Origin of the sequence: Hwanghaeella sp. LZ110 (assembly GCF_048892525.1) — a bacterium.
Taxonomy (GTDB): Bacteria; Pseudomonadota; Alphaproteobacteria; order UBA8366; family Aestuariispiraceae; genus Pacificispira.
Window position 1 is genome coordinate 105306 of record NZ_JBLZHT010000008.1, and the last position, 25961, is coordinate 131266.

Below are 25961 nucleotides of genomic sequence, written 5' to 3' on the forward strand. Positions count from 1 at the left end.
TCAGATTCGCCGTTTCGCAACACACAGCGCCCAAAACCAGTTAATCTGGCAGCGGATATTGGATTAATGTCAGAATGTTGTCGTCTGTATCGAAGAAATAGGCCAGTGCCCCACCCCAGGGCTGTAACTCCGGGCGACCGTCAAATCGCACCTTTTTGTCGGAAAGGGCGGCATAAGCAGCGCGGATATCCGCCACGGCGAAGGATATTCCCGTCAGGCGCCCAACCAGTTCAATCGCTTCATCCTCGTCCTGAGGGTCAATTGCCTCCAGCATCAGCTTGGTTTCGCCATTGGCAAAAATCGCCATGGTTTCGTCACTGATTGCCAGCTTCATTTCCAGGGCATCGCGATAAAAGGCAATCGCTTTGGGCAGATCCGTGGTGAACACGCGAATTGTATCAATCGGTCCCAGCATGGCACTCTCCTTATATCGGCAGAATGGGCGGTTGTATTTGACACATCCGGTAGGGTTGGACAACGATCCAGGGACCGAAACAGGGCAGGGAGGCGAAAATGAAAGCGGTGACTTTAACGCAAGCACGGGTGATCCTTACCCAGGCCATGGCGGCCCCCCGATCAGGACCTGAACGCCGCGTCGCCATCGCCGTTGTGGATGCTGGTGGTCATCTGCTGGCGCTGGAGCGGGAAGAGGATGCCCCCGCCCTGCTGGCACATATCGCCCAGGCCAAGGCACAGACCTGCATCAGCTATGGCAAACCGACCAAGACCATGATGGCCCTGGCAGAAGAATTCCCGACCTGGTTTGATGGCATCAGCCGTGTTTCCATGGAGCGCATGGGCCTGCCCCTGATCGCGACCAAGGGCGGCGTTTTCATGCGTGACCCAGCCGGCAACACCGTCGGTGCCGTAGGCGTGGCAGGAGAGGCTGGAGAGTATGACGAGGCCCTAGCAATTGCCGGTATCCTGGCCGCAGGCTTTGTCCCGGATGCGGGGGATTAGAGGGTGGGGAGAATGCAATGGTTGAGAGTGAATTGACATCAGTTCCCGATACAGGTTGGTCGGAACAGGACAGTGCCGACTTTATCGCCTATGGGCCTGAATTTACACCAGAAGGGGATCGGCTGCGCGAGACGGTGTTGAACCTATTAGCACCCGCTATTACTGACTCTGAAACGCCGCATGTTGTTGAACTGTGTTGCGGCGCTGGCCAGCTGTCAGCAGCAATCCTTGAACGCTTTCCAAGTGCAAGAATGTCTGCCTGGGACGGGTCGCCAGCGATGTTGGCGGAAACGCGCGAGACTTGCGCTGCGCATACAGATCGATTGGATACACAATTATTTAATCTGGCGGAGTCTGATTGGCGAGATGTTAATCCCAAGCCGACAGCTTTTGTCTCATCGCTCGCAGTGCATCATCTGGATGGTCCACAGAAGCAGAGTTTGTTTCATGATCTGTATTGCGCGTTAAATCCGGGTGGTTTGTTTGTATTGGTTGATATTATTATGCCAACAACACCTATTGGATTGGAAATTGCAGCCAAACAATGGGAAGACATTGTGCGGTCGCAATCGATGGCCAAGTATGGAGACCTCCGTGCATTGGTCGCGTTTGAGCGTTTGGGGTGGAACTTCTTTCTCGCACCGGATGCCGATCCAATCGACAAGCCGTCCTCTTTGGTAGGTCAATGCCTCTGGATGCGCGAATCAGGGTTTCAAGCGGTGGATGTCAGCTTTTACCGCGCCGGTCACGCCATACTCAGTGGCAGAAAGCCGTGACATGATTCAGTAAGTCGGCAGTCAAGTATACCTGCCCGTTTACCGACTGTTGCAGTTGCGAACATGTTGCAATGCATTCAAAAATAATCCCTTGAAATAGTATGGGTTTAAGCCGCAGCGTTGGATTCTACCGGCTCATTTGCATGATCTGGTTCATCGCGAAAGAACAACTATAGCGGTATTATTGTCTCGCGCGAACTTTCATAAAACTGCAATAAATTTCCTGAGAAGCCCACAAAACGCTTGTTTCCGATCCTATTCTGGTGCCCACTTTTTAATCAAGACATCCGTGGGATGTTTTTGTGCCGAAATGGTGCAGCACTTTGTTGTTCATAAATAGGGGAAATAAGATGACAACAAGTATCGTGGTTGGGCTCGACGGGGATGGATCAGGCATGCGTGCCCTGGACTTCGCAAAGAAGCTCGCAAAGAGCATGGGGACATGCGAACTGATCCTGGTTTATGTGATTGAATGGTCGCCGTATTCTTTCCAGACAGCGGAAGAAAATGCGGTGCGGCACAAACGCCGCGAGGAAGAAATCGAAGCGGCTCTGGAGCGTGTCGTAACGCCCAGTGTCGCCGCGTTGAAGAAAGACGGCTTCTCGGCCCGAGGCATCGTTCGACATGGCGATGTCGCGGATTTGTTGAACAAGGTGGCTGAAGATGAAGGGGCCGACCAGATCGTGGTTGCCCGTTCGTCCGAAGGCGGTTTCGTGAAACGTGTGTTTGGCACGGCGACCGCCAATCTGGTCATGCATGCAACCGTCCCTGTGACCGTTGTCGGCTGAGGAGAAAATCATGAAAAAACTGTCATTCGCGGCCCTTGCAGGGCTGCTTTCAACACCGTCTGCCGCCTTCGCACAAGAAGCCGGCGGGATCGATCAGGCCGTCAATGAAGCTTTTGCGGCGGTAACTGGGCCTTTCGTTAATCTTATCTTTGCACCGCTTCCGGGAACCAGTTTCCCTTGGATCGTGCTTTGGTTGGTCGTCGCGGCGTCGATTTTTACGCTGTATTTCGGGTTCATTCAGTTCCGGGCCTTCAAACATGCCATTCAATTGGTGAAGGGCGATTATTCAGACCCCAATGATGCGGGGGAGGTCAGTCATTTTCAGGCGCTGGCAACCGCTTTGTCAGGAACGGTCGGTCTGGGAAATATTGCCGGGGTGGCGGTCGCTGTAGGGATCGGCGGTCCTGGCGCAACATTCTGGATGATCCTGGCTGGATTGTTAGGCATGGCGTCCAAATTCACCGAATGTACCCTGGGCGTGAAATATCGCAATGAGTATCCAGACGGCACCGTGTCGGGTGGCCCGATGTATTACATTTCCAAGGGCTTCATCGAACGCAAGATGCCGGGTGGGAAGATCATGGCGATCCTGTTTTCGATCTTCTGTATCCTGGGCGCCCTTGGCGGTGGGAATATGTTCCAGGCGAACCAGGCCCATGCCCAGATTTCCGGTATCCTGGGGGATTATCCAGGCTGGATCACAGGTGTGATTTTCGCAGCCGTAGTCTTTGCAGTCATCGTTGGCGGGATCAAATCCATTGCCCGCGTGACGGAAAAAGTCGTTCCCTTCATGGGGGTTTTGTATGTCGTGGCAGCGCTTATCATCATCGCCGCGAATTATCACCAGATCGGCTGGGCCTTTGGTCAGATCTTTGAAGGGGCGTTTACCGGTCTTGGTATTGCCGGTGGCTTTGTCGGGGCCTTGATCCAGGGCTTCAAGCGGGCAGCGTTTTCGAATGAAGCCGGGGTTGGTTCTGCTGCCATTGCACACTCTGCCGTGCGCACGAAGGAGCCGATTACAGAGGGCTTCGTATCCCTGCTGGAACCATTCATCGATACGGTCGTGATCTGTACGATGACCGCTTTGGTTATCACGATCTCCGGTCAGTTGATGGTGGATCCGGCAACGGGCAACTATCTGATGGATGGCAATATGATTCAGACTGTCGGGGGCACGTCCGGTGTGGCGCTGACCTCTGCGGCTTTTGCCTCAGCATTCAGCTGGTTCCCCTATGTCCTGGCCATTGCGGTGGTGTTGTTCGCGTTTTCCACCATGATTTCGTGGTCCTATTACGGGTTGAAGGCCTGGACCTTCCTGTTTGGGGAAAGCAAGCGTGCGGAACTGACCTTTAAGGTGATGTTCTGTGTGTTCGTGGTAATCGGTGCGGCCGCCAGCCTGGGGCCGGTCATTGATTTCTCTGATGCGGCGATCTTTGCCATGGCGGTTGTGAACATTGCCGCCCTGTATGTCCTGATGCCAATCGTTAAGAAGGAGCTGAACTCCTATCTCAGTCGTTTGAAGTCAGGCGAGATCAAACGCTTCAAGGGTTAATGTAATCCCTACGAAAGGTGCCGGGGCCCGATCATTGGGTCCCGGCATTTTTATTGGACTGTCGGGCGATCCATTCCAGGCGTTTGGAATATCCCTTATCCAGCTCATTCAGGCGATAAAAGACGGTCGGCGTATGGGTTGGGCCGCCCCTGAAGTGTTGAACCAGGGCTGCAAAGACCTGGCGGTCGGCGGAAAGATTGGTATCGTCCCCTTTCATCGGAACACTCCACAGGCCCAGCACGGCAAGGCAGGCGATCTTGTCCAGCATCAGGCAATTGGGATCGACGAAGCCCCGCAGGGAGTCCTTGTACCCGCCTGCATCCGGCCCGACGGATTCCAACCGATCAACGCATAATGGTTTCAGGGTTGCCGGGTCGACATACCAGCGCAGGGTATAGGCATAATCATGCCCCTGTATCGCCTTCAGCAATTTTTCCACATGATCCGGTGCCAGCCAGTTGTCATCATCCAGATAGGCAACATAGCGGCTGTTGGCCATATAGCTGAGGATGGTGCGCAATGCCCCGCCATCCCAGGCGGCATGTACCCCACCGTGCCGGGTGGATGTTGAATAGCCCAGATTGACCAGTGTCGTGACACAATTATCGGGCTGTTCCTGAAATACGGGATTAATCGCAGCGATGTCCCCTTCTGCCCGGTCGACACCGATCAGAATATGAAGACGCCCAATATTTTCCTGGGCAAAGATCGATCGCAGCGCTTGCGCCAGACTGGGGCGCAGCAGTGTCGGGATTACGATGGCCGCGTCAAACGGTGGCTGCAACGCTGCGCCATCATGGCCGATATGGTGGGTCACTGGCATGGTGCCAATAGATGTTTCTGTTGGCGACTTCACGATTTCCCCCGATTCGTTACTTCAAAACTTGTAATGGGATATCTTCAGATTCAGTTTTTTCAAACTCTGTAGCTGTATCAAGAATATTTTTCACGTTTATTCGAATTCCATCAGATAAAATATCAAATCGATTATAATCAACTTCGTTATTTATAGGCGAAATAGAATCGATGAAATTTAAACAATCAATTATGGATTGTATTTTTACATGTTTTGCATTTTTTCTTAGGCGGGAGTCAAAGTCATGTTTAACTGATGATAGTGTATTTCTTAGTAACTCGACATGTGTTCTGCATAAAATGTGATGTTCTACATCGTAGGAAGGATAAATTTTGCTAGCAAGGTATTCAACTCCCACTAGTTTTTTATAGAAGGGGTCTTCGCGCAGAACTTTTCGTCTTTTATTTTCAAATTCAGCAAAATAGTTATAGATCCTATTCAAGCCAATCGTCAGTTTTTCTAAATGATCATGAATTAAATTTTCATAGTATAGCGTTTCACTTTTAATTGTCGTTTTCCCTTTATACGACACATAAGAAAACGATTCTGTATCAAGCATACTTCTAATAACAACGTGCGGTATTTTATTACTATGAGTTGGGTGACCTATAACGCAGTCTCGAGCCTCAATAAAATTGTTTTCTAATTTAATATCTCGATAATATAAATCAAACAAATTTAGAACATGTCTCAATGATATGACTCTAGAAAAGCAAGTTTGTAGTAAGAAATAAAGCAATACGTATGGATCATAAGATTTTCTCTTGTTCTTTGTGGTAACTGTTTCAAGAGACTGATTCGAATCACCTAAGAAATCGAGTAAGGAGCAAAATGCATCGTGGTGACCATCTTTTTCTAAAATTTTGGATCGGACAAAGTCGTATAGTAGAATTTCTCGACATTTTTGTTCCAATATTGATATTTTATTCAACTTTGTTTCTAAATCTTCCATTTATTCTACTGTCTCTGGTTCTGGAGGAGCCATTTTTATCAAAATAGAAATCGTTAGGTCAACTTTTTCTTCATTTTAGACATTAGTCAGCAAATGAGAGTAATGATGCCGAGTTCATCTAAAATAGTCGAGTCGCCTTTGGATAGGTTAGTCAAATGATGTTTCTTCGCTCTTTTCTTGACCGCGAAAGCACAAGGGCTTATCACCCGCGCATTCAGCGGATGCTGGGGGCGGGGCTATGTTCTCCGCTGGGGCGGCCCTTCGGCGGCGATAAGACCCTGATGCGCCCAGCACGAAAAGGAGTGATTGCCATGAAAATGGATGCGTCGTCTTTTGCGCGGCTGTTGCCCGCTATCATTGCCATGGGTGTGATCATCCTGGCGTCCAACATTCTGGTTCAATTTCCCGTTCAGGCCATGATCGGCAGCTTTAATGTCGCCGACTGGGTCACCTATGGCGCGGTCACCTATCCCATCGCCTTTCTGGTCACAGATACGACCAATCGCCTGCTGGGCGCGGCGGCGGCCCGCAGGGTGATTCTGGTCGGGTTCTGCTTTGGGGTTCTGCTGTCCCTGATCCTGGCGGATATGCGCATCGCCCTGGCCTCCGGGTCCGCCTTCCTGGTGGCGCAGATGCTGGACGTCTTTGTTTTTGACAAGTTGCGTCAGGGGACCTGGTGGAAGGCCCCGTTCCTGTCCACTCTGGTAGGGTCAGCCCTGGATACGGCACTGTTTTTCTCCATTGCCTTCATGGGGACCGGCCTGCCCTGGCAGACCTGGGCATTGGGGGATTTCGTTATCAAGGTGGCAATGGCGACGCTGTTGCTGCCTGTTTTCCGGGCCTTGATGACCCTGCTGCCTGCCCCTGCAGAAAAGGGCGGCATGGCCGTCTGATCCAGCGATGAAAGTTGATCTTTTCGATTTCGAACTCCCGGACCGGTGCGTCGCGCAAAGCCCGGCAGAGCCCAGAGACTCTGCCAAACTGTTGCTTGTGCCCGGGTCCGGGGCCTTCGCAGATCAACGTGTTTCAGACCTGCCCGACCTGTTGCAGCCTCAGGATCTGCTGGTCGTAAACGACACCAAGGTTCTGCCCACCCGCCTGTTTGGACAGCGTGGAACGGCAGGAATCGAAGTGACGTTGATCAAGGAGCGTGCCAGCGATCTTTGGGATGCCTTTGCGCGACCCGGTAAGAAACTAAAGCTGCAGGACCAAATCGTCTTCAATGATAGCCTGACGGCTGTGGTGCAGGATAAACGCCCGGATGGGCAAATCACCCTGCGGTTCAATTGTCAGGGGGCGGCCCTGCGAGAAGCGTTGTGGCAGCGCGGAACGATGCCGCTGCCACCCTATATCAAACGGTCCCGGACACCGGACCGCGATACCGATGCGAAAGACCGCGACCGCTATCAGACGCTGTTTGCGGAGCGGGAAGGGGCGGTCGCCGCCCCGACGGCCAGCCTGCATTTCACCCCAACCTTGCTGCAGCGATTGGACGCCAAAGGGATTCCCATTGTGCGCCTGACGCTGCATGTCGGGGCGGGAACCTTTCTGCCGGTGAAGGTGGAAGATACCGACGACCATCCCATGCACAGTGAGTGGGCGCAACTCTCCCCTGAAGCGGCGTCGCGCCTGAACGCCCATAAAGCGTCTGGGGGGCGGATCGTGGCGGTGGGGACAACGCCGATGCGCACGCTGGAAAGCGCCGCTGCCTCAGATGGAACCCTATCGGCGTTTGAGGGAGAGACCGACATATTCATCACGCCCGGCTATCGCTTCCGCGCGGTGGACCGCCTGATGACAAATTTCCATCTTCCACGCTCGACCCTGTTCATGCTGGTCAGTGCCTTTTCGGGGTTGGACCGGATGCAGGCGGCCTATGCGCATGCGATATCCAATGGCTATCGATTCTATTCCTATGGCGACAGCAGCCTGTTGGACTGCGTTCCTGTTGAGGGATGAAGATGGGTGCGTGATGCTCTGGACCCCGGATCAAGTCCGGGGTGACGGTTCGGTGTCATTCCCGCGCAGGCGGGAATCCAGGGCGATGGGTGAGATGGGTGCGTGATGCTCTGGACCCCGGATCAAGTCCGGGGTGACGATTTGTGTCATTCCCGCGCAGGCGGGAATCCAGGGCGACGGGTGAGATGGGGGCGTGATGCTCCGGCCCCAGGATCACGTCCGGGGTGACGCTCTCTTGGGGCGGCGTTCGGAAAAGGGCGCATTACAGGTTTGAATTTTGAAAGGCATCGATATGACTGAGTTTGGATTTACCCTGATGGGAACCGATGGCGGCGCGCGGCGTGGGCGGGTTCAAACGGCGCATGGATCCATCGAAACACCGGCCTTCATGCCCGTTGGCACGGCTGGCACCGTGAAGGCGATGATGCCGGAATCGGTGGCGGCGACCGGTGCGGAAATCGTGCTGGGCAATACCTATCACCTGATGCTGCGGCCGGGCGCAGAGCGGGTGGAGGCCCTGGGCGGCCTGCATAAATTCATGAATTGGCCCGGTCCGATCCTGACGGATTCTGGGGGCTATCAGGTCATGTCCCTGGCGGCCTTGCGCAAGATCACGGAACAGGGCGTGCGGTTCCGCAGTCATATTGATGGCAGCTATCAAAACCTGTCGCCGGAAAGTTCCATGCTGATCCAGCATCAACTGGATGCCGATATCACCATGGCGTTTGATGAATGCACACCTTTCCCGGCAGAAGAGGATGTTGCTGCTGCCTCCATGGAGCTTTCCATGCGCTGGGCGGCGCGATCCAAGGCAGCGTTTAAGGCGCGGCCTGGCTATGGCCTGTTTGGGATTGTCCAGGGTGGGATCTATGAAACTCTGCGCCATCGTTCCATCGCGGCGCTGACCGATATTGGATTTGACGGCTATGCGGTGGGCGGTCTGGCCGTGGGCGAAGGGCAGGAGTTGATGTTTTCCACTCTGGATTACACGACGCCCGCCCTGCCGGGGGATCGCCCGCGTTATTTGATGGGGGTTGGAAAGCCCGACGATCTGGTGGGCGCGGTAAAGCGCGGCATTGATATGTTTGATTGCGTCCTGCCCACCCGGTCGGGCCGCAATGCCCAGGCCTTCACTAGGCGCGGTACGGTCAATTTAAAGAATGCCCGCCATGCCGATGATCCAAGACCCCTGGACGAGGAATGCCCCTGTCCCGCCTGCACCAAGTACAGCCGCGCCTATCTGCATCACTTGATCAAGGCGCAGGAATTGTTGGGGCCCATGCTGCTGACCTGGCACAATCTGGCCTATTACCAGCAATTGATGGCCGGCATGCGGGGTGCGATTGAAGCCGCTCGGTTCCAGGATTTTGAGGCAGCATTCCATGCGGAACGGGCGGTTGGGGATATCCCAGTGCGTTAGGCTGTAAAACTCGATACTCTGCCGCTATGCAAGTCGTCCAATCAGATGAAGTAAAACAAGCTATCCGCTCCCAGGCGCTGGAGGCCGGGTTTCAGGCTGTGGGGTTTGGGCCCGCCGCGATGGGCGAGCGGGAGCAGGGGCGGTTGCAGGCCTTTGTGGACAGCGGGCAGAATGGGGATATGGCTTGGATGGGTGATCATCTGGACCGGCGGCGGTCGCCCAAAGGGTTGTGGCCCGATGTGCGCAGCGTGATTGTTCTGGCGATGAATTATGGGCCGGAAGAAGACCCAATGGCGATGCTGGAGCAACCGGACCTTGCCAATATCTCCTGCTATGCCCGCAACCGTGATTATCACGATCTGATCAAAAAACGCCTGAAGCAGGTGGCACGCTGGATCGTTGGTCAGTATGGCGGGGATGTTAAGGTCTTTGTCGATACCGCCCCGGTGATGGAAAAGCCGCTGGCCGCGCTGTCTGGTGTTGGCTGGCAGGGTAAACATACCAATCTGGTGTCCCGCGATTATGGGTCTTGGCTGTTTCTGGGGGAGATTTATACCACCCTGGATCTGGTCGCAGATGAAGCGCAGGGGGATCATTGCGGCGGGTGTCGGCGCTGTCTGGACATCTGCCCGACACAGGCCTTCCCCGCGCCCTATACCCTGGATGCGACGCGCTGCATCAGCTATCTGACGATTGAGCATAAGGGGCCCATCCCGGTGGAATTCCGCAAGGCGATGGGCAATCGGATCTATGGCTGTGATGACTGCCTGGCGGTCTGCCCCTGGAATAAATTTGCCACCCCCAGCCAGGAGACGTGGTTCCTGCCCCGCGAGACGGTTCAAGGGGCGACATTGGCGACGTATCTGGGTCTGGATGATGCGACGTTCCGGGCCTGCTTTTCAGGGTCACCGGTTAAGCGCATCGGGCGGGACCGGTTTTTGCGCAATGTGCTGATCGCGGCGGGCAATAGCGGGAATGATACATTGGTGCCTGCTGTGATTGGCCTGCTGGCTGATCCTAATCCGATTGTGCGGGGGGCGGCAGTTTGGGCCTTGAGCCAATTATCGACGACAGAGTTTCAGCGTTTAAAGTCTGAGCGAATGGAACCGGAAACCGACCCTGACGTTCTGGCGGAATGGGCAATCGAATAGAAAAGGCCCGCCCCTGTTAAAGGGGCGGGCCTGATACTCTAGCACACGCTATTTGCGCGGCACCCTTCGCCTTATTTGGCGATGGCGGCCTGGCGCTTCACAATGCGGCGCTTCAGCTTCTTGGCTTCATCCGTCAGCTTGCGGGCCGGCGTGTTCAGCAGGAATTCATCGATACCGCCCTTTTTATCCACCGTGCGCATGGCACGGGTGGTCAGGCGCATGCGAATGCGCTCGCCCAGGATATCGCTTTGCAGGCGGACAACTTGCAGGTTCGGCAAAAAGCGCCGACGGCTGTGGTTCATAGCGTGAGAAACGTTGTTACCGCTCATCACGCCTGTGCCGGAAATATCGCACCGACGAGACATGGCTTTAGTCCTTTCCAGTCATTTCAGAAGTTCCACCCGCTCTTCTTTCGGCGGCAGGCTTTCTTCCGCGTTATTGCTTGCTTATAAGCCCCCTTGGGATGTCTCCATCCAGGAAAGCCGGTGCATTTAGGGTATCGGACCCCTGGTCGTCAAGCCTTTCGCGCCGGTTTTAAGGTCTTGTTGCGCTTTGGCTACATAAAATGCGTCTGATTGGCACATTTGCGCATTTTTCGTGAGTTTTTCAAAATGTTGGGGCATAGTCTCGACGCTCGAGAGAGCTCAAAGATCAAGTGGTGTGTTGGGGGAAGAGCCGTGTTTTCACGTGTTAGCCTGATTTTCGCGATTTTCGCGGCTGTCTATAGTGTGTCTATGTCGCCTTCTATGGCGCAAGACACAGATAAAGAACCGTCCTTTATTCGATTTGGATCTGGCTATTACGATATCAATGACGACCACAGCGCGGCCGAGTTTCATCTGGAGTATATTTCAGGTTCGAAATGGTGGGTCTTTAATCCCTTCGTCGGCGTAATGGCGACCAGTGATACGGCGTTTTATGGATATGCGGGGATTCGGTTGGATTTGTTCATGGGGCGTCGCTTTGTGATCACCCCATCCTTTGCGCCGGGCCTGTATCATGATGGCGACGGCAAGGATCTGGGATATCCGGTTGAGTTCCGGTCTGCGATTGAATTTGCCTATCGATTCGATGATCGCTCCCGTCTTGGCCTCAGCCTGTATCATCTGTCGAATGCGGGACTGGATGAAAACAACCCCGGCACCGAAGTCATCAATCTGCACTATTCCTATCCTTTGACCAGTCTGTTTGGCGACTAATCAACCGGGTTGGTAATCCGGTCTGGGGGGCCCTTTAGCTCCACGACAGTCCCGTCTGGGTCCGTGATGTATAGCGAAGGGCCTTGACCGTCTGCACCATAGCGGGATGCAATATCTTGCTGTCGTGCGGGAATGCCGACGGCTTGCAAGTGAGCACACAGGGTCTCTGGATCAAAGGGATCGATCCGCAAGCAAAAATGGTCGACATTGTGCCCTTCTTTTCCAGGACCCACGCCGCCTGCAGCCCCTAATTGACCGTTTAACGGAATCAAATCGATCAGGCTGTCGCCCGCCCGCAATTGGAACAGGCCGATATCAGGCTGTTCCTTTTCCAGCGTGCACCCCAGGCTATCGCGATAAAACCGCAAGGATTTCCCTAGGTCAGCAATCCGTAAAACAATGTGATCTATCTGCTTAACATGAAAGGGGGGAGGCTGCATTTCTAATTGCTGTTTGTTTCGGTGCTGTGAGAGTCTGTTCCATGACTTTCGCTGTCCATAGTCTTGGAAGGGTCATCAGCATTCATTCCGGTAGGACCGTCATCAATCGCGCTTTCGGTGTTGGGCAGCAGCGTGAAATTCGCATTGGTCACACCCGGCGGCGGATTAACAACCTCTGTCGTGAAAGAAACCGTTTCCCCTGGCAGGATATCAGGCTTGTCCGCAGTGAAGGTCCAAACATGCAGTTCCTGCTGGTTGGTATCCACTAAAGATCCCCGCAGCAGGGGAATATCCACGCGCTCTGACAATTTCGATGTGATCTTACCGGTAAAGACCAGTCGAATGCCGTCTTCGGTCTGGATGGCCTTGGCGTCATCGGCCTCTGGAATCAGACCATTGATCAGCAGATTGGCGTCCAGTCCTACCCAGGAATAGACTCTGGCGATGGGGGGATAGGCGGCGACAATGCCATCGCGGAAGAAGAAACCGACGGCCCCGGTGGCGATCAGCAGAATCAGTAAAATCACCCAGGCCATGACGGGACTTTTCTTTTCCACCTTGGGCTGGCGCTGACGCAGCACGAAATCTCCATCCGGTGCAATCGGCGGCGGGTCCATGCCATCCGGCGGTGAATTCATATCATTGGCCGACATGCTATTGGGCGCGGGCGATCGCAGCGGTGCGGCGGCGGCGGGGGGCGGCGCGAAATCTTCCTCCATTCGGTCCGCAGGAGCCACAAATTCGGGCTGTTCTACTGGCGTGGGTGCAGGGCGCTGGCTGGAAGGTGGCGTGGACGATGGGGCGGGGGCAGGCTCTTCCATTCCTTCTGGCATGGCATGCCAGACATTTGCACAATTCCGGCATTTTACCTTGCGACCCGTTGGCCCAATCGCGTCATCTTTGACACGGAACTTAGTGCTGCAATTGGGGCATGTCAGAATCATAAGGACCGCGCCGCTTTCATAGGAAAACCAGGATAGTCAAATTGTCATCGCAGATTTTGGCGATTCGCGCAACTTTACCAGCGGTTTCAGCGGCGTCAATTTTAAGCCGGATATGGGCATGGCCCGGCTTTGCCAAGACCTGCGACGCGTGCCATTGTGCGCGGGGTCACAAGACCCCAGATTCACTTGTCTAATCATGGTAAATGGAACAACCGGCGTGATTCGGTTTGAAAATGTTGGCATGCGATACGGGACCGGCCCTGAGGTCCTGCGCGACGTGACGTTTGAGTTGCCCCCAGGCTCCTTTCATTTTCTGACGGGGGCCAGTGGTGCAGGCAAATCGTCCTTGATGCGGCTGATGTATCTGGCCCATCGCCCCAGTCGTGGCCTGATCGACATTTTCAATCGTGATTTGTCGACGATTCCCCGGGCCGATCTGCCCGCCTTGCGTCGCCAAATAGGTGTTGTGTATCAGGATTTCCGACTGCTGGGCCATTTGACCACGTTCGAAAATGTTGCCCTGCCGCTGAAGATCAAGGGGGCGTCCGAGGGCATGATTCGCAAGCATGTCGGGGAGTTACTGGCCTGGGTCGGGTTGAATGATCAGGCCCATGCCCGGCCTGCGACCCTGTCTGGCGGGCAACAGCAACGCGCCGCCATTGCGCGGGCCGTTGTGACGCGGCCGCAATTGCTGTTGGCCGACGAACCCACGGGGAATGTGGATGATGCCTATGCAGTGCGGCTGTTATTCCTGTTGCAGGAATTGCATCGCCAGGGAACAACCGTCGTGATCGCGACCCATAACCGTGCCTTGATTGAAAAGTTCAGACATCCCGTCCTGCATCTGGAAGATGGCATTCTAAGCCGCGTAGGAGAGGACCCGGTTTACGATGGCTAAACGTAAGACCGATATTCCGTTCAATCAGGATCCGGCCTCTCGTCTGATGCCCTGGATTGTGGCTGTTATGGTTTACATTGCCGGGCTGGCGCTGGCCGGGGCGTTTGTTCTATCGGCCTTTGCGGATCGATGGGAAGCGGGGTTGACTGGGTCACTGACCATCCAGATCCCTCCCCCTTCGGATGAAGCGCTGTCCCCGGATGTCCAGACCCAAAAGGTTGAGGCGGCGCTGAACGTTCTGCGCGGTACCAAGGGTGTGTCATCGGCGAAGGCCCTGGCCACGGAAGAGATGCGCCGTCTATTGGAACCTTGGCTGGGTCAAAATATTGACCCGCGTGATTTACCGCTTCCATCCTTGATTGCCGTTGAATTGCAAGGCGGTCTGATTGCGTCAGATCTTGATTTGCGTGATTTAAGGCGCCGATTGGATGCAGTTGCACCTGGTGTGCTGATTGATGATCATGGGCAATGGCAGGAACGTCTGGTGGCGTTTCTGGGCGCGTTGAGACTGGTATCGGCGGTGCTGGTCGCGATTGTCACGGCGGCGGGTTTGATCATGGTGATTTTTGCCACGCGGGGAGGATTGTTGGCCCATCGTCAAACCATTGAATTGCTGCATCTGTTTGGTGCACGGGACGGTTATGTCGCCAGCCAGTTTGCCCGGGAGGCAATGAAGGCTGGCCTTAAAGGCGGATTGTTTGGGGTCTTTGCCACGGCCCTGACTGTCATCGGGCTGGGCCAGGGGGCGGCATCAACCGGGGCCGTATTGCCGGGGGTTGCGGTGCTGGCGCCATTGGATTGGGCTGTTTTGGCCCTGTTGCCGTTGGCGACAGCCCTGATCGCGATGATTGCGGCGCGCATCACAGTGATGCGGGCGCTGGCGCGGATGGTCTAGGAGGCCGCGCGATGGCACGACGAAGGGACAGCCGAAAGCGGCGCTACCCAATTGGATTGCTACTTGTCGCAGTGCTGGCGACGGGCTGGGCGCTGGGCTTTGTCGTTTTTGCCAGCACGATCCCGGAAACCCCGGCTCCCCTATCGGAAAAGACAGATGCCATTGTTGTGTTGACCGGCGGCACGCTGCGGCTGGAGGCGGGCATCGAACTGTTGGAGGCAAAGGCGGCTGACAGATTGTTCGTGTCCGGGGTGCATCGTGGCGTGGATGTCGCAGAATTGCTGCGCATTCAAAAGCGCGCGCCGGATCGACTGCAATGTTGCATCATTTTAGGGCATGACGCGGTGGACACCGATGGCAATGCCCAGGAAACGGCCGCCTGGGTTAAGGAGGCTGGAATTCATTCTATTCGACTGGTGACGGCTGGCTATCATATGCCGCGCAGTTTGCTGGAATTTCGCGCTGTGATGCCGGGAATTAAGATTGTTCCGCATCCCGTTTCCCCTGATCATGTGAAACATGAAAGGTGGTACCGCTATCCAGGCACGGCAGCCCTGATCGCGGGAGAATATACGAAATTTATTCTGGTCTGGATTCGTCAAACCCTTCGGGAATTGGTGCTCGGCCCGGAGGAGAGACTATGACGGTTTTGCGGTCGCTGTTGTTTGGATTTGCTTTTTACGGCGGAACGATTGTTATCGGATTTCTTTATCTGCCCTTGATCCTGTTGCCTGAATGGATCGGGCGACCGTTCTTTCGGTTCTGGATATTTTATGGTGTGGCCTGTGCCTGGCTGTTTGCCGGGATAAAATATCGGGTGGTTTATGCCGAAGGGGCGGCTCTGGCCGACGGCCCTGCGATTTATGCGTCCAAACATCAATCGGCCTGGGAAACGATGGCGTTCAGCCATATTCTGCCAAAGCCGGTCTTTGTCCTAAAGCAGGAACTGAAATCAGTTCCGTTCTTTGGCTGGTATCTTTCCAAAATGCGCATGATCGCCGTTGATCGCGCCGCCGGGGCTTCGGCTATGCGCAGCATGGTGCTGCAGGGGCGCGCCGTCATCAAAGATGGCTATTCGGTCGTTATCTATCCACAGGGGACACGCGTTGCGCCGGGGGTGACCGCGCCCTATCACCCGGGCGTTTATGCCCTGTATCGCGCGTTGAATGTTCCGGTGATCCCGATTGCGCTGGATTCGGGGATGCGCTGGCGGCGCAACAGTTTCCTGAAGCGGGCGGGCACGATCACTGTTTCCATCCTGCCTGCCATACCGCCTGGTCTTGACCGGCAAAGCTTTATGGACAGGCTGGAAAATGTAATAGAATCAGAGTGCAAACGGATCGGTGAAGAAACCTGTGGATAACTTTGTGGAGTGTTTCACAGGGCAGCATGAATTGCCCGAACTTCTTTGATTTCAAAATCTTATCCAAATTATCGCCCAAGATCTCTTGAATTGACTGTCATCAAACAAAAACAGAACATCGATTGACTTGAATCGCATTTGCGCGTTATAATAAAAAAGTCATTATATATCTGATAGTTAGGCGGAAATTGGAAATGCCTGTAGCCAATTTCACACCAATCTCAGAACGATCCAAACGAGGATAACCATTTGGAATTTAGTACTTTTTCCAAGCGTATCTGGGATATGAAATACCGGCTGAAAAAGCCGGATGGGACGCCTGTGGACAAAACGTTACAGGATACCTGGCATCGGGTGGCTAAGGCCTTGGCGTCAGTGGAAAAAGACCCTTCGATATGGGAGCCGCGCTTCTATGAAGCGATGGCAGATTTTAAGTTTCTGCCCGCCGGGCGGATTCTGGCCGGGGCCGGGACCGAACGTGAGGTAACGCTGTTCAACTGCTTCGTGATGGGCACGATTCCAGACAATATGGTCGGCATTTTTGACCATCTGAAAGAAGCGGCGGTGACGCTGCAGCATGGCGGCGGGATCGGTTATGATTTTTCCACGCTGCGCCCGCGGGGGGCATTGGTTAAAGGCGTCGGGTCCGATGCGTCGGGTCCGGTGTCTTTTATGGAAGTCTGGGATTCTATGTGTCGCACGATTATGAGCGCCGGTTATCGCCGGGGCGCCATGATGGCGACGATGCGGTGCGATCATCCTGATGTTGAGGAATTTATCGCTGCCAAGCGCACGGCTGGGAAGCTGACCAATTTCAACATGTCGGTTCTGGCCAGTGATGCCTTTATGGAGGCCGTTGCCGCCGATGGGCCCTGGGATCTTGTATTCGGTGGCGCTGTGATCCGGACTGTTAAGGCGCGGGATCTGTGGGACAAGATCATGCGGTCCACCTATGACCATGCGGAGCCTGGCGTCATTTTCATCGATCGTATCAATGCCCGCAACAATCTGCATTATTGTGAGACGATTCAGGCGACCAATCCCTGTGGAGAGCAGCCTTTGCCCCCCTATGGCGCGTGCCTGCTGGGGTCGATTAACCTGGCGCGTTTGATCCAACAACCGTTTACGGAAGCGGCGCATCTGGATGTGAATGCTTTGGCGGAACTGGCGACCATCGCGGTTCGGATGATGGATAATGTGATCGACCTGTCGCGTTTTCCAATGGATGCGCAACGGCAGGAAGCGATGGCGAAACGGCGTATTGGCCTGGGCGTGACCGGTCTGGCAGATGCCCTGATGATGTGCCGCACGCGCTATGGCAGTGCGGATTCCTTGAAATTAACGGAACAATGGTTGGCCAGCCTGCGCGATGCAGCCTATCGCGCCTCAATTGATCTGGCGGGGGAAAAGGGTGCATTCCCATTGTTTCAGGCGGAACCCTATCTGGCCGGGGAAAGCATCGCGGAATTGCCAGAGGATATTCGCAAGGATATCGGGCGCTATGGTATCCGGAATGCGCTGGTCACGTCCATCGCGCCGACCGGCACGATTTCCCTGGTGGCGGAGAATGTGTCATCGGGGATCGAGCCTGCCTTTTCCTTTCGCGCCCATCGCAAGGTCCTTGCACCCGATGGCAGTCGGGAAAGTCACGAGGTTGTGGACTATGCCTATCGCCTGTATCGGGACTTGTTCGGTGCAGAGAGTGAGTTGCCGGACTATTTCGTCGACGCACAGGCCCTGCAGCCGGAGGATCACCTGGCAATCCAGGCCGTCGCGCAGCGGTTTATCGACAGTTCGATATCCAAGACCATTAATCTGCCTGCTGAAATTTCCTTTCAGGCCTTCAAGGATGTCTATGCCCGCGCCTATGCCCTGGGATGCAAGGGATGCACAACCTATCGCCCCAATGAGGTCACTGGATCAGTACTCAGTGTTGAGGCGACCCCGCCTGCGGACGCTGCCCCCGTGCCGCAGACAGCGCAGGCAGAAGGGGATGTGGTTTACATGTCCCAACCCCTGGACCGTCCCGGCGCGTTAGAGGGGCAGACCTATAAGTTGCGCTGGCCGGAAAGCGATCATGCGACCTATATCACCATCAATGATGTGATCGAATCGTCGGGTCGACGCCGCCCGTTCGAGGTCTTTATCAATTCCAAGAATATGGAACATTACGCCTGGACCGTCGCCTTAACGCGGATGATCAGTGCGGTGTTCCGGCGGGGCGGCGATGTTGCCTTCGTGGTGGAAGAGTTAAAGGCGGTTTTCGATCCGCGCGGTGGCTATTGGGTAGAGGGGCGCTATGTCCCTTCCATCCTGGCTGCCATTGGGGAAGTGATTGAGCGTCATATGATCGCCATCGGCTTTCTGGGCAGTGATGAGGATGGGGAGATCACGCGACCCGCAAGAGGCACCAAGCGGGCCCATGGATCAACAGACAGGGGCGGCGCGCAATGCCCGCGCTGTGGTCAGCCCAGCCTGGTGCATCAGGAAGGCTGTGACACCTGCGAAAGCTGTGGCTGGTCCCGCTGCGGCTAACCGGTTCAGACTGGTCTTTAGAGCAAATCCCGAGCAAACGGAATCGTTTGCGACGACGCATTTGCTAAAGAAACAAGTGGTTAGAGTGTCATGTGTGCGCTCATGCGAACGCATGATGCTCTAATCACCTTACCAACCGTTACAGCGGTCCCATTGGTCAAAGACCGTCTCCCCATCCGTCACATTGTAGACGGGATAGGCGGCGGCGGTCATACAGACATGGTTGGGTAGAACCCGCACCTGACTGCCCACCGGCAACCGATCAAACAGGGCCGGATCCGTAACCTTCACATGCCCATGTTCCTGACTGACAGAGGTCACATAAACATCGTCCAGGGCCGGGCCATCCACGGCCACCACGGCTCCGTAGCGGACTTCAGGACGGAAGGCGTTGGCACCGATATCCTTTGACAGGGCAAGGCCCCCGGCATCCAGCAGAATTTTGCTGGATTCCCGGTTATGCCCGATAACCGTTGCCAGAACGCTAAGGGCTAGATCCTGGGTTTGACAAACACCGCGCGATTGCTGGTCCAGATCAAAGAAGACATAGACCCCTGCGCGATATTCGGTCAGCCCGGTCGCATCCTGGCTGAACAAGGCAGTCGGGGTGGATCCGGCGCTGACGGTGTTTACGGCATGCCCGGCGGTGCGCAAACGTTCTGCGGCATGAACCACGGCCTGGCGTTCATCTTCTGCAATCTGTTGGATTTTTGGGATGTCATTGACGCCATAGGAATGACCGGCATGGGTCAAAACCCCATCCAACCGGGCCGCTTTGGACCCAGACAGGCAGTCGGCTATTTCCAGCAACGTTTGCCCGGTGGCAGACACCCCGGCCCGCCCGTCACCACAATCAATTTCAACAAGCAGCTTGAACGCTGCACCGTGATCAGCAATCGCCCGGGCCGCATCGACCGTATCGGCTAGGACCTTTAAATCAACGCCGCGCGCGATCAGGGCTGCGGCACGGTCCAGCTTGCCCGGCGCAAGCCCCACCGCATAGGTGATATCCTTAAATCCATGATCGGCGAAATATTCAGCCTCCCGCAGAGTAGACACCGTGATGCCAAATTTGTGATCCTGCGTTGCCAGCACGCCCACTTTCGCGGATTTGGCGGTTTTCAGATGCGGTCGCAATTGCACGCCCAATCGGGTGACCGATTGAGTCATGCGCGCGATATTGTCCGCCAGCTTCGCCTGATCCAACAGAAGGCAGGGTGTTTCCAGTGCCGCGATTGAAGTCACGGTCACACTACTATTTCTTCACAACAAGCCACAGCGCATGGATCGAGCCTGGCAGAAAAAAGAAGCATGTCAGAATAAGGTTAAGCCAGAATTGCAGGCCCAGACCCACCGTCAGGAATGCCGCAACGGGAGGCAGAAACAGGGCGATGATAATGCGAACTATGTCCATGATGCTGTCTTCCTTGGTTTCGATTCGACCAGACGGTACTGTCTTTCACTTCAAATTACCAGTGTCGTTGGCAGAATGACCCTTGCGGGATCAGCCTTAGGCCAGGACGATTTCAACCTGACCCAATGCCCCAAAGTCGCCAATAATCGGGACACCTCGTTTGCCTTCAAAGACGGGGGCCAAAGAGCCGGTGATAATATAGTTCCCGGCATTCAACCGTTTGCCCTTCTGGCGCAATTCTTCCGCCAGCCAATGTAGGGCCTTCAGCGGGCCGCCCATGGATTCAGCGCCTGTCCCCGTGCCCATAACCTTACCATCCATCGCGACCGATACGGCAAGCTCTGGCAGGTTCAATGCGCGCCAATCTGTGCGGCCTTCGCCATAGATAAAGGCATGGTTTGCCGCGCCATCGGCGATCAACCATTTCGCATCCACCGGCTTGCCCGTATCGCGAAAGCGACGGTCCACGATTTCAATGGCGGGATGGACGGATCCTATGGCATCCGCGACATCCTGTTCACTGAATGCTTCGTCGCGCAGTTCCAGATCGCGCTTCAATCGGAAGGCGATTTCCACCTCGACAACCATCAAGGCGCCATTCGGGGTCGGTATCCGGGTCGGCGCAGCATAGGTCCAGCGATCGAATAGAGGACCATACAAGGGTTGATCCGTATTCAGTCGGGCGCGGGCCTCGGGACTGTTAGCCCCGATTTTCCATCCGACCACAGGCACGCTGATCGTCTCGATCATCTCGTCCTGGATTTCATAGGCCTGCGTCAGGCTTTTCGGGGTCGGGCCAGGGTCAGCCGCAAGCTTTGTCCCGTCCAGCCGCGCAGAGGCCAGAGCCCTGCCAATGGAGCTGTTCATGGATTACTCTTTCTCACTTAAAGTTTGTTGGGCCAACATGTCCTGATCGACCGGCTGTGCCTTGCCTCGGTTCCAGACGCCCGTTGAGTCACGTGACCACTCGACACGCTCCCATATACCGGTTTTAGCCTGATGCCACCAATAAATTGGTGCCCCCAGCGCACCCACCCATGCAAAAAACAGCAAAACGGGTTCAGACTCGGTGGAAAGCGCATGAACGCGCTCTATCGGAGTGATCGAATAGTCACCGCCATTGAGTGAAAAAGGCGCACCATTCACGCCATGACGCAGCGTCAGCGTGCCGGAGAGACAAAAATAAAGCTCTGCGGCACCATGACTGTGCAGCGGATAATCGATATTGGGGGCCAGGGTGAACAAGCCCGCGCGCATGCCAGGCATGCCAAGAATGCCCAATTCACCAAAAATATGGGCAGCATGCATTCCGCCGGATAAGGCGGGATCAACATCAGGATGCGCGGATACAACATCGCGCCAATGACACAGGGGCGCGGTATCCTGAACGGCCTGGCGCAATGCCTCCGATCCCGAAAAATTATCCAGACTGGGCTGAAAAGCTGGCGGGGCGGGCGCAGGGTTCGTCGCTGGTTGTGCAACAAATCCGTCCCGCGCGCCGCGAATCAACGGGGCCAGGAACGGAAGGAGCGTTATATCCTCCCGCGCCCGGACCCGTAATTCCTCTATCACCACGTCGGCAAAGCGCAGCGCGGTCGTGTCCGGCGTATCGTCGGATTGACTCATTTGTGAATATTACCTCAGCTCAACTGGCCGCATGCGGCCTGAATGCGTCGGCAGGCTTCCTCCAGGGCTTCCGTGGATGTGGCATAGGAAATGCGGAAATAAGGGGACAGGCCAAACGCCGCGCCCTGCACCGTTGCCACGCCCTTGTCTTCCAACAGATAGGTGACGAAGTCCTGGTCGGTTTCCAGCACTTTGCCCGATGGCGTTTTGCGCCCGATCACACCCTCGCAGGATGGATAGACATAAAATGCGCCTTCCGGTGTGGCACAGGTGATTCCCGATGCCTGATTCAGCATGCCCACGACCAGATCACGGCGATCCTTGAATATGGCATTGTGCTTTTCGATAAAGCCATGGTCCCCATCCAATGCGGCAACACCGGCCCATTGCACGAATGTCGTAGGCGAGGTGGTGGATTGGGAATTCAGCATATTCATAGCCTTGATCAGGTCCGCATTGCCCGCTGCATAGCCCAGGCGCCACCCGGTCATGCAATAGGCCTTGGACAGGCCGTTCAGCGTCAAGGTGCGTTCTTTCAGCTTTGGTTCGACCTGCGCGATGGTGGAGAATTCAAAACCGTCATAGACGATGAATTCATACATATCGTCGGTCATGACATGGACATGCTGGCAGGCAGGCTCCATCAGGACATCTGCCAGGGCTTTCAATTCCGCGCGTGTATAGGCTGAACCTGTCGGGTTAGACGGGCTGTTTAACATCAACCATTTGGTCTTCGGGTTGATCGCCTTGCGCAACTGGTCCGGTTGCAGCTTGAAATTCGCCTCTGCTGGGCAATCGATCAGAACCGGCTCCCCTTCCATCAGGGCCACGATATCGGTGTAGCTGACCCAGAATGGGGCCGGGACCAGGACCTCATCACCGGCATTCACGGTCGCCATGAACGCGTTGAAAATTGTCTGCTTACCGCCGGTTCCAACCGTGATCTGCGAGATATCGTAATCCAGACCGTTATCGCGCTTCAACTTGCGGGCAATCGCCTCACGCAATTGTGGGATGCCTGGGGGCGGGCCGTATTTGGTCTTACCCGAAGCGATGGCGTCATAGGCGGCTTTTTTGATGTGTTCCGGGGTGTCGAAATCAGGTTCCCCCGCGCCAAGGCCGATAACATCGACGCCCTGCGCTTTCAATTCGTTCGCCATTGCGGTCACAGCAACGGTCGGGGAGGGCTTAATTCGCTTCAATCGATCGGCAAGAAAGGCCATGGTCCTGCTAGCTCCTAAGCATTGAAATCATGTTGTGCGCGAATGGGCGAAACCTACGCCGAACGACCGGATGCTGCAACGCCGTTCCGGCCAAAATTCATGCGAATAGACCCGAACTGTTGCGTAAACGTACAGGCAGGCCACAGTTCCGCCGCAAAACAACCTTTAGCTTGCCGCGATACCAGCCCCAGCCTGCCGTGATTGCCCTGCAGGATACGCTCCAGATTAACTCAATCGAGGAGACTGGGACTATGAAGGTGCAGCTCTTTTCCCATCGTACAAGCCAATCCTATCGTCAGGCCAGACGGGATCGGTATCTGATCGGCGCAATCGCCCTGATCACGTTTCTGACGGTGCTGATATCGTCGGTTCTGGCGATGACCAGCGCAGCCAGCGCGGCGGAGGTGCAGAATGACGGTCTGTATCTGCGGCCAATGGGCCAGTCCGAGGCCCCCTTTGCCTCAGCCCCCAGACTGGCGCAATCGGTGCAGTTGGATATTGCCGCCATCGTTGCGCGGGGAACAGTCATTCAATTGTTCCGAAATGACAGCACGGATTGGGTCGAAGGCCGCTATCGCTTTCCTTTGCCCGATAAGGCTGCGGTTGATCGCCTGACCATTCGCGTCAACGATCGCGTCGTTGAAGGGGAGATTCGAGAGCGCAGCACCGCCAAAAAGGAGTATGATGCAGCAAAGGCGGCGGGTCAGACCGCGGCCCTGCTGGATGAGAACCGCCCCAATCAATTCATGCTTTCTCTGGCAAATATCGGTCCGGGGGAAATGATCTCCGTCACGTTGGAGTTTCAGTCGACGGTCGACCGGGATGGCGATTTGTTTGAGTTTCGCATGCCGCTGGTGACTGCCCCCCGGTATATACCGGATATGAAACTGTCGGCCCTGGAAATCCCGCAGGTTAAAGCGGAGATTGACCGTCAGATGGCGGATGCCGCACGCCTTGGTTTCCCGATTGATGAACAGCGCCAGTCAAACCCAACAGGATTGCAGGTTACGTTGGACGCCGGGGCCGAGCTGGCGACGTTGGAAAGTCCAAGCCATGATTTGGTTGTGACCCGCGAGGGGGAAAAGTACAAAATCGGCCTGCGATTGGAAGCAGAACCTGCGGATCGTGACATCGTTTTGCGCTGGCGCACCCAGCGCAATGATATGCCGGGTGCGATGTTGTTCCATGAACGGATCGGCGCGGTGGATTACCTGCTGGCCATGATTCAGCCGCCCCGATCAGATCAGGCCAAGCAATTGGAGCGTCCCCGCGACGTCACATTCGTGATCGATACGTCGGGTTCCATGGAAGGGGAGTCGATGGAGGCGGCCAGCGCCGCGCTTATCCAGGCATTGGCGGCGCTGGGCCCCAAGGATCGGTTTGATGTTATAGAGTTTGATTCCAGCTTTCAGCGCCTGTTTGGTCAAACAGAACCGGCGACACCGGCGCGCATCCAAAAGGCGATTGGCTTTGTCGCGGGCCTGAAAGCCGATGGGGGGACGGAAATGATGCCCCCGCTTCGATCTGCGCTGGCGTCTGGACATGCCGTTGAAGGCCGCACCGATCAAACTGCTTTGCGCCAGATCGTGTTTCTGACCGATGGCCTGGTCGGCAATGAAGACGAATTGTTTCAGATGATCGAAGCCAATCTGGGCAATGCTCGTTTGTTTACGGTTTCCCTCGGCTCTGCGCCAAATGGATGGTTCATGCGCAAATCCGCTCAATTGGGCGCGGGTGAAACCCTAAACATAGCCAATGTGTCTGAGGCAGCCCCGAAAATGGCGGAATTCTATAAACGAATCGAAACACCGGTTGCGATTGATTTGGACGTGACGGCAGATCCTGCTGCCCGGATGGAGGTTTATCCAGACAGGTTGCCTGATCTGTATGGCGCCCGCGCGCTGATTGTGCCAATTGCGATGGAAAACTGGGGTGGGGACCTGACATTTACCGGCAAAATGGCACTGGACGATATGGTGGTTCACCTGACCCGCGCAGATCTGCGCCCCGCCAAAGGGATCGCGAAATTATGGGCCAGAACCAAGGTTGAATCGATTGAGGATGATATTCGCCGGGGCGCGATTGGTCCGGAGGAAGGGCGTCTTGCTGTTGTGGATATTGCCCTTCCGCATCGATTGGCAACTGCCTATACCAGCTTTGTCGCGGTGGATCGTCCGGTTCGCCGTCCTGAATCGGAAGACCTGCGGCAACGTGATATGCCCAATAATCTGCCCGCCGGCATGGTGATGGCGTCCCTTGCCGGGCCTGCAGGGGCAACCGGATGGCAGGGGATGATTCTGATCGGCGTGGGGCTGATTGCAGGCTCGATTGTGCTGTTGTTGATCAGCCGCAGGCGTCGCTTTGGGGCGCGGAAATGAGGGTTGTTGCGGCGCAAGACGACGGCAAGCACGCCAAAAACTCCCAATCCCCCCGACGCAATCGGCCTTTGTTGGTGCTGGCCATTATCCTGGCCGGGTTTGGGGTCTGGCAGGTGGGGCAGTCTGCAGTGATCCTGGTAAAGGCGTGGCTGGCCCCGATCCTGATCCAGCGGGCCTGGGCGGCGGTGCAGGACGGACAGACAGGCGATGCGGTAAAGCCCTGGCCCTGGGCCGATACTCAGCCAATTGCGAAACTGCATTTCCCAAGTCTGGGGCGGGACAGGATCGCCCTGGCCGGAGCATCACCCCGGGCGATGGCCTTCGGTCCAACCCTGACACCAGGAGCCGACGTTCCGGCCTTTTTCGGGCATCGTGATACCCATTTTCTGATGCTGCAGGATCTGCAATCGGGCGACCCGGTTTTATGGGAAAAGGCCGATCAGTCAGTGGCGCAATATCGCGTGATTGACGCGTCCGTGCAGCATAAGGACCATTTGCAGGTGCCATTGGGAAGTCCGGGTCAGTATATCGCCCTTGTCACCTGCTGGCCCTTCGATGCGGTTCAGGCGGGTGGGCCCCTACGATATGTGATACTCGCACAGCGAGAGAAATGACAAGCCTCGCGAAACCGA

At 55.6% G+C, this 25961-nt stretch carries 27 protein-coding genes; 16 read left to right on the top strand and 11 right to left on the bottom strand.

The annotated features are described in order from the left end of the window. Window positions 1-40 precede the first annotated feature (40 nt). Window positions 41-415, bottom strand: a complete 375-nt coding sequence (locus ACOSDM_RS15900; RefSeq protein ID WP_420725536.1) for a VOC family protein — start codon at window positions 413-415, stop codon at window positions 41-43. Between the two features lie 98 nt (window positions 416-513). On the opposite strand from ACOSDM_RS15900, the gene ACOSDM_RS15905 reads away from it, so the two are divergent. From ACOSDM_RS15905 to ACOSDM_RS15920, 4 genes are all read left to right on the top strand, one after another. Beyond that, window positions 514-960, top strand: a complete 447-nt coding sequence (locus tag ACOSDM_RS15905) for a GlcG/HbpS family heme-binding protein (protein WP_420725537.1) — start codon at window positions 514-516, stop codon at window positions 958-960. A 17-nt stretch (window positions 961-977) separates the two neighbouring features. After that, window positions 978-1736 carry a class I SAM-dependent methyltransferase gene (locus ACOSDM_RS15910; protein ID WP_420725538.1) on the top strand — a complete coding sequence of 253 codons (759 nt, stop codon included), beginning with the start codon at window positions 978-980 and terminating at the stop codon, window positions 1734-1736. A gap of 350 nt (window positions 1737-2086) precedes the next feature. Continuing rightward, on the top strand, window positions 2087-2524 hold the full coding sequence (locus ACOSDM_RS15915) for a universal stress protein (protein ID WP_420725539.1): 438 nt from the start codon (window positions 2087-2089) through the stop codon (window positions 2522-2524). A 10-nt stretch (window positions 2525-2534) separates the two neighbouring features. After that, window positions 2535-4076: an alanine/glycine:cation symporter family protein gene (locus tag ACOSDM_RS15920; RefSeq protein ID WP_420725540.1), complete on the top strand. Its 1542-nt coding sequence runs from the start codon at window positions 2535-2537 to the stop codon at window positions 4074-4076. Between the two features lie 31 nt (window positions 4077-4107). Here ACOSDM_RS15920 and ACOSDM_RS15925 read toward each other — a convergent pair whose 3' ends face one another. Next, entirely contained in the window at window positions 4108-4932 is an 825-nt protein-coding gene (locus tag ACOSDM_RS15925) for a glycosyltransferase (protein ID WP_420725541.1), read from the bottom strand. A gap of 16 nt (window positions 4933-4948) precedes the next feature. Then, the gene (locus tag ACOSDM_RS15930; protein WP_420725542.1) at window positions 4949-5884 is read right to left on the bottom strand and encodes a hypothetical protein; all 936 of its coding nucleotides are present in this window, start codon (window positions 5882-5884) and stop codon (window positions 4949-4951) included. A gap of 311 nt (window positions 5885-6195) precedes the next feature. On the opposite strand from ACOSDM_RS15930, the gene ACOSDM_RS15935 reads away from it, so the two are divergent. The 4 genes from ACOSDM_RS15935 to queG all read left to right on the top strand — a co-directional run bounded on the left by ACOSDM_RS15935 (window position 6196) and on the right by queG (window position 10414). Continuing rightward, window positions 6196-6777 carry a queuosine precursor transporter gene (locus ACOSDM_RS15935; protein ID WP_420725543.1) on the top strand — a complete coding sequence of 194 codons (582 nt, stop codon included), beginning with the start codon at window positions 6196-6198 and terminating at the stop codon, window positions 6775-6777. Between the two features lie 7 nt (window positions 6778-6784). Continuing rightward, entirely contained in the window at window positions 6785-7843 is a 1059-nt protein-coding gene (gene queA, locus ACOSDM_RS15940) for a tRNA preQ1(34) S-adenosylmethionine ribosyltransferase-isomerase QueA (protein ID WP_420725544.1), read from the top strand. Between the two features lie 292 nt (window positions 7844-8135). Continuing rightward, window positions 8136-9263 (top strand): tRNA guanosine(34) transglycosylase Tgt, encoded by a 1128-nt coding sequence (tgt, locus tag ACOSDM_RS15945; protein ID WP_420725545.1) that lies wholly within the window; start codon window positions 8136-8138, stop codon window positions 9261-9263. Between the two features lie 26 nt (window positions 9264-9289). After that, window positions 9290-10414 (top strand): tRNA epoxyqueuosine(34) reductase QueG, encoded by a 1125-nt coding sequence (gene queG, locus ACOSDM_RS15950; RefSeq protein ID WP_420725546.1) that lies wholly within the window; start codon window positions 9290-9292, stop codon window positions 10412-10414. A 71-nt stretch (window positions 10415-10485) separates the two neighbouring features. Here queG and rpmB read toward each other — a convergent pair whose 3' ends face one another. After that, window positions 10486-10779, bottom strand: coding sequence for a 50S ribosomal protein L28 (rpmB, locus tag ACOSDM_RS15955; protein WP_420725547.1), 294 nt, complete (start codon window positions 10777-10779; stop codon window positions 10486-10488). 312 nt (window positions 10780-11091) lie between these two features. Between rpmB and ACOSDM_RS15960 the strand changes: the two genes are divergently transcribed. Then, window positions 11092-11613, top strand: coding sequence for an acyloxyacyl hydrolase (locus ACOSDM_RS15960; protein ID WP_420725548.1), 522 nt, complete (start codon window positions 11092-11094; stop codon window positions 11611-11613). Here ACOSDM_RS15960 and ACOSDM_RS15965 read toward each other — a convergent pair. Together ACOSDM_RS15965 and ACOSDM_RS15970 are read right to left on the bottom strand one after the other, a co-directional pair. Next, window positions 11610-12053, bottom strand: coding sequence for a VOC family protein (locus ACOSDM_RS15965; RefSeq protein ID WP_420725549.1), 444 nt, complete (start codon window positions 12051-12053; stop codon window positions 11610-11612). The two genes, ACOSDM_RS15960 and ACOSDM_RS15965, sit on opposite strands and share 4 nt — an antisense overlap. Before the next feature lie 2 nt (window positions 12054-12055). Then, the gene (locus ACOSDM_RS15970) at window positions 12056-12997 is read right to left on the bottom strand and encodes an MJ0042-type zinc finger domain-containing protein (protein ID WP_420725550.1); all 942 of its coding nucleotides are present in this window, start codon (window positions 12995-12997) and stop codon (window positions 12056-12058) included. A 217-nt stretch (window positions 12998-13214) separates the two neighbouring features. Here ACOSDM_RS15970 and ftsE point away from each other — a divergent pair, with 217 nt between their 5' ends. The 5 genes from ftsE (at window position 13215) to ACOSDM_RS15995 (ending at window position 18688) form a co-directional block, all read left to right on the top strand. After that, on the top strand, window positions 13215-13895 hold the full coding sequence (ftsE, locus tag ACOSDM_RS15975; RefSeq protein ID WP_420725551.1) for a cell division ATP-binding protein FtsE: 681 nt from the start codon (window positions 13215-13217) through the stop codon (window positions 13893-13895). After that, a complete protein-coding gene (locus ACOSDM_RS15980) occupies window positions 13888-14790 on the top strand; it encodes a cell division protein FtsX (protein WP_420725552.1) in 903 nt (300 codons plus the stop codon). The genes ftsE and ACOSDM_RS15980 overlap by 8 nt, the downstream gene beginning before the upstream one ends. An 11-nt stretch (window positions 14791-14801) precedes the next feature. After that, entirely contained in the window at window positions 14802-15434 is a 633-nt protein-coding gene (locus tag ACOSDM_RS15985; RefSeq protein WP_420725553.1) for a YdcF family protein, read from the top strand. Beyond that, on the top strand, window positions 15431-16153 hold the full coding sequence (locus tag ACOSDM_RS15990; RefSeq protein WP_420725554.1) for a lysophospholipid acyltransferase family protein: 723 nt from the start codon (window positions 15431-15433) through the stop codon (window positions 16151-16153). The genes ACOSDM_RS15985 and ACOSDM_RS15990 overlap by 4 nt, the downstream gene beginning before the upstream one ends. Before the next feature lie 249 nt (window positions 16154-16402). Further along, window positions 16403-18688, top strand: coding sequence for an adenosylcobalamin-dependent ribonucleoside-diphosphate reductase (locus ACOSDM_RS15995; RefSeq protein WP_420725555.1), 2286 nt, complete (start codon window positions 16403-16405; stop codon window positions 18686-18688). Window positions 18689-18817: 129 nt separating this feature from the next. Here the strand turns inward: ACOSDM_RS15995 and ACOSDM_RS16000 are convergent, their stop codons facing one another. The 5 genes from ACOSDM_RS16000 to ACOSDM_RS16020 all read right to left on the bottom strand — a co-directional run bounded on the left by ACOSDM_RS16000 (window position 18818) and on the right by ACOSDM_RS16020 (window position 22951). After that, window positions 18818-19939, bottom strand: coding sequence for an alanine racemase (locus tag ACOSDM_RS16000; RefSeq protein WP_420725556.1), 1122 nt, complete (start codon window positions 19937-19939; stop codon window positions 18818-18820). A gap of 4 nt (window positions 19940-19943) precedes the next feature. Continuing rightward, window positions 19944-20102, bottom strand: a complete 159-nt coding sequence (locus ACOSDM_RS16005) for a YqaE/Pmp3 family membrane protein (RefSeq protein ID WP_420725557.1) — start codon at window positions 20100-20102, stop codon at window positions 19944-19946. Between the two features lie 96 nt (window positions 20103-20198). Continuing rightward, window positions 20199-20969, bottom strand: coding sequence for a 2-keto-4-pentenoate hydratase (locus ACOSDM_RS16010; RefSeq protein WP_420725558.1), 771 nt, complete (start codon window positions 20967-20969; stop codon window positions 20199-20201). A gap of 3 nt (window positions 20970-20972) precedes the next feature. Further along, window positions 20973-21728: a dimethylsulfonioproprionate lyase family protein gene (locus ACOSDM_RS16015; protein WP_420725559.1), complete on the bottom strand. Its 756-nt coding sequence runs from the start codon at window positions 21726-21728 to the stop codon at window positions 20973-20975. A 14-nt stretch (window positions 21729-21742) separates the two neighbouring features. Next, entirely contained in the window at window positions 21743-22951 is a 1209-nt protein-coding gene (locus tag ACOSDM_RS16020; RefSeq protein ID WP_420725560.1) for a pyridoxal phosphate-dependent aminotransferase, read from the bottom strand. A 251-nt stretch (window positions 22952-23202) separates the two neighbouring features. On the opposite strand from ACOSDM_RS16020, the gene ACOSDM_RS16025 reads away from it, so the two are divergent. Then, window positions 23203-25329, top strand: coding sequence for a marine proteobacterial sortase target protein (locus ACOSDM_RS16025; RefSeq protein WP_420725561.1), 2127 nt, complete (start codon window positions 23203-23205; stop codon window positions 25327-25329). Continuing rightward, window positions 25326-25943, top strand: coding sequence for a sortase domain-bontaining protein (locus tag ACOSDM_RS16030; protein WP_420725562.1), 618 nt, complete (start codon window positions 25326-25328; stop codon window positions 25941-25943). The genes ACOSDM_RS16025 and ACOSDM_RS16030 overlap by 4 nt, the downstream gene beginning before the upstream one ends. Window positions 25944-25961: the final 18 nt, after the last annotated feature.

Bases quoted from the DNA above. Each gene is read 5' to 3' on its own strand.
- ACOSDM_RS15900 (WP_420725536.1), bottom strand. From the start codon at position 415: ATGCTGGGACCGATTGATACAATTCGCGTGTTCACCACGGATCTGCCC.
- ACOSDM_RS15905 (WP_420725537.1), top strand. From the start codon at position 514: ATGAAAGCGGTGACTTTAACGCAAGCACGGGTGATCCTTACCCAGGCC.
- ACOSDM_RS15910 (WP_420725538.1), top strand. From the start codon at position 978: ATGGTTGAGAGTGAATTGACATCAGTTCCCGATACAGGTTGGTCGGAA.
- ACOSDM_RS15915 (WP_420725539.1), top strand. From the start codon at position 2,087: ATGACAACAAGTATCGTGGTTGGGCTCGACGGGGATGGATCAGGCATG.
- ACOSDM_RS15920 (WP_420725540.1), top strand. From the start codon at position 2,535: ATGAAAAAACTGTCATTCGCGGCCCTTGCAGGGCTGCTTTCAACACCG.
- ACOSDM_RS15930 (WP_420725542.1), bottom strand. From the start codon at position 5,884: ATGGAAGATTTAGAAACAAAGTTGAATAAAATATCAATATTGGAACAA.
- ACOSDM_RS15935 (WP_420725543.1), top strand. From the start codon at position 6,196: ATGAAAATGGATGCGTCGTCTTTTGCGCGGCTGTTGCCCGCTATCATT.
- queA (WP_420725544.1), top strand. From the start codon at position 6,785: ATGAAAGTTGATCTTTTCGATTTCGAACTCCCGGACCGGTGCGTCGCG.
- tgt (WP_420725545.1), top strand. From the start codon at position 8,136: ATGACTGAGTTTGGATTTACCCTGATGGGAACCGATGGCGGCGCGCGG.
- queG (WP_420725546.1), top strand. From the start codon at position 9,290: ATGCAAGTCGTCCAATCAGATGAAGTAAAACAAGCTATCCGCTCCCAG.
- rpmB (WP_420725547.1), bottom strand. From the start codon at position 10,779: ATGTCTCGTCGGTGCGATATTTCCGGCACAGGCGTGATGAGCGGTAAC.
- ACOSDM_RS15965 (WP_420725549.1), bottom strand. From the start codon at position 12,053: ATGCAGCCTCCCCCCTTTCATGTTAAGCAGATAGATCACATTGTTTTA.
- ACOSDM_RS15970 (WP_420725550.1), bottom strand. From the start codon at position 12,997: ATGATTCTGACATGCCCCAATTGCAGCACTAAGTTCCGTGTCAAAGAT.
- ACOSDM_RS15980 (WP_420725552.1), top strand. From the start codon at position 13,888: ATGGCTAAACGTAAGACCGATATTCCGTTCAATCAGGATCCGGCCTCT.
- ACOSDM_RS15985 (WP_420725553.1), top strand. From the start codon at position 14,802: ATGGCACGACGAAGGGACAGCCGAAAGCGGCGCTACCCAATTGGATTG.
- ACOSDM_RS15990 (WP_420725554.1), top strand. From the start codon at position 15,431: ATGACGGTTTTGCGGTCGCTGTTGTTTGGATTTGCTTTTTACGGCGGA.
- ACOSDM_RS16005 (WP_420725557.1), bottom strand. From the start codon at position 20,102: ATGGACATAGTTCGCATTATCATCGCCCTGTTTCTGCCTCCCGTTGCG.
- ACOSDM_RS16010 (WP_420725558.1), bottom strand. From the start codon at position 20,969: ATGAACAGCTCCATTGGCAGGGCTCTGGCCTCTGCGCGGCTGGACGGG.
- ACOSDM_RS16015 (WP_420725559.1), bottom strand. From the start codon at position 21,728: ATGAGTCAATCCGACGATACGCCGGACACGACCGCGCTGCGCTTTGCC.
- ACOSDM_RS16020 (WP_420725560.1), bottom strand. From the start codon at position 22,951: ATGGCCTTTCTTGCCGATCGATTGAAGCGAATTAAGCCCTCCCCGACC.
- ACOSDM_RS16025 (WP_420725561.1), top strand. From the start codon at position 23,203: ATGAAGGTGCAGCTCTTTTCCCATCGTACAAGCCAATCCTATCGTCAG.
- ACOSDM_RS16030 (WP_420725562.1), top strand. From the start codon at position 25,326: ATGAGGGTTGTTGCGGCGCAAGACGACGGCAAGCACGCCAAAAACTCC.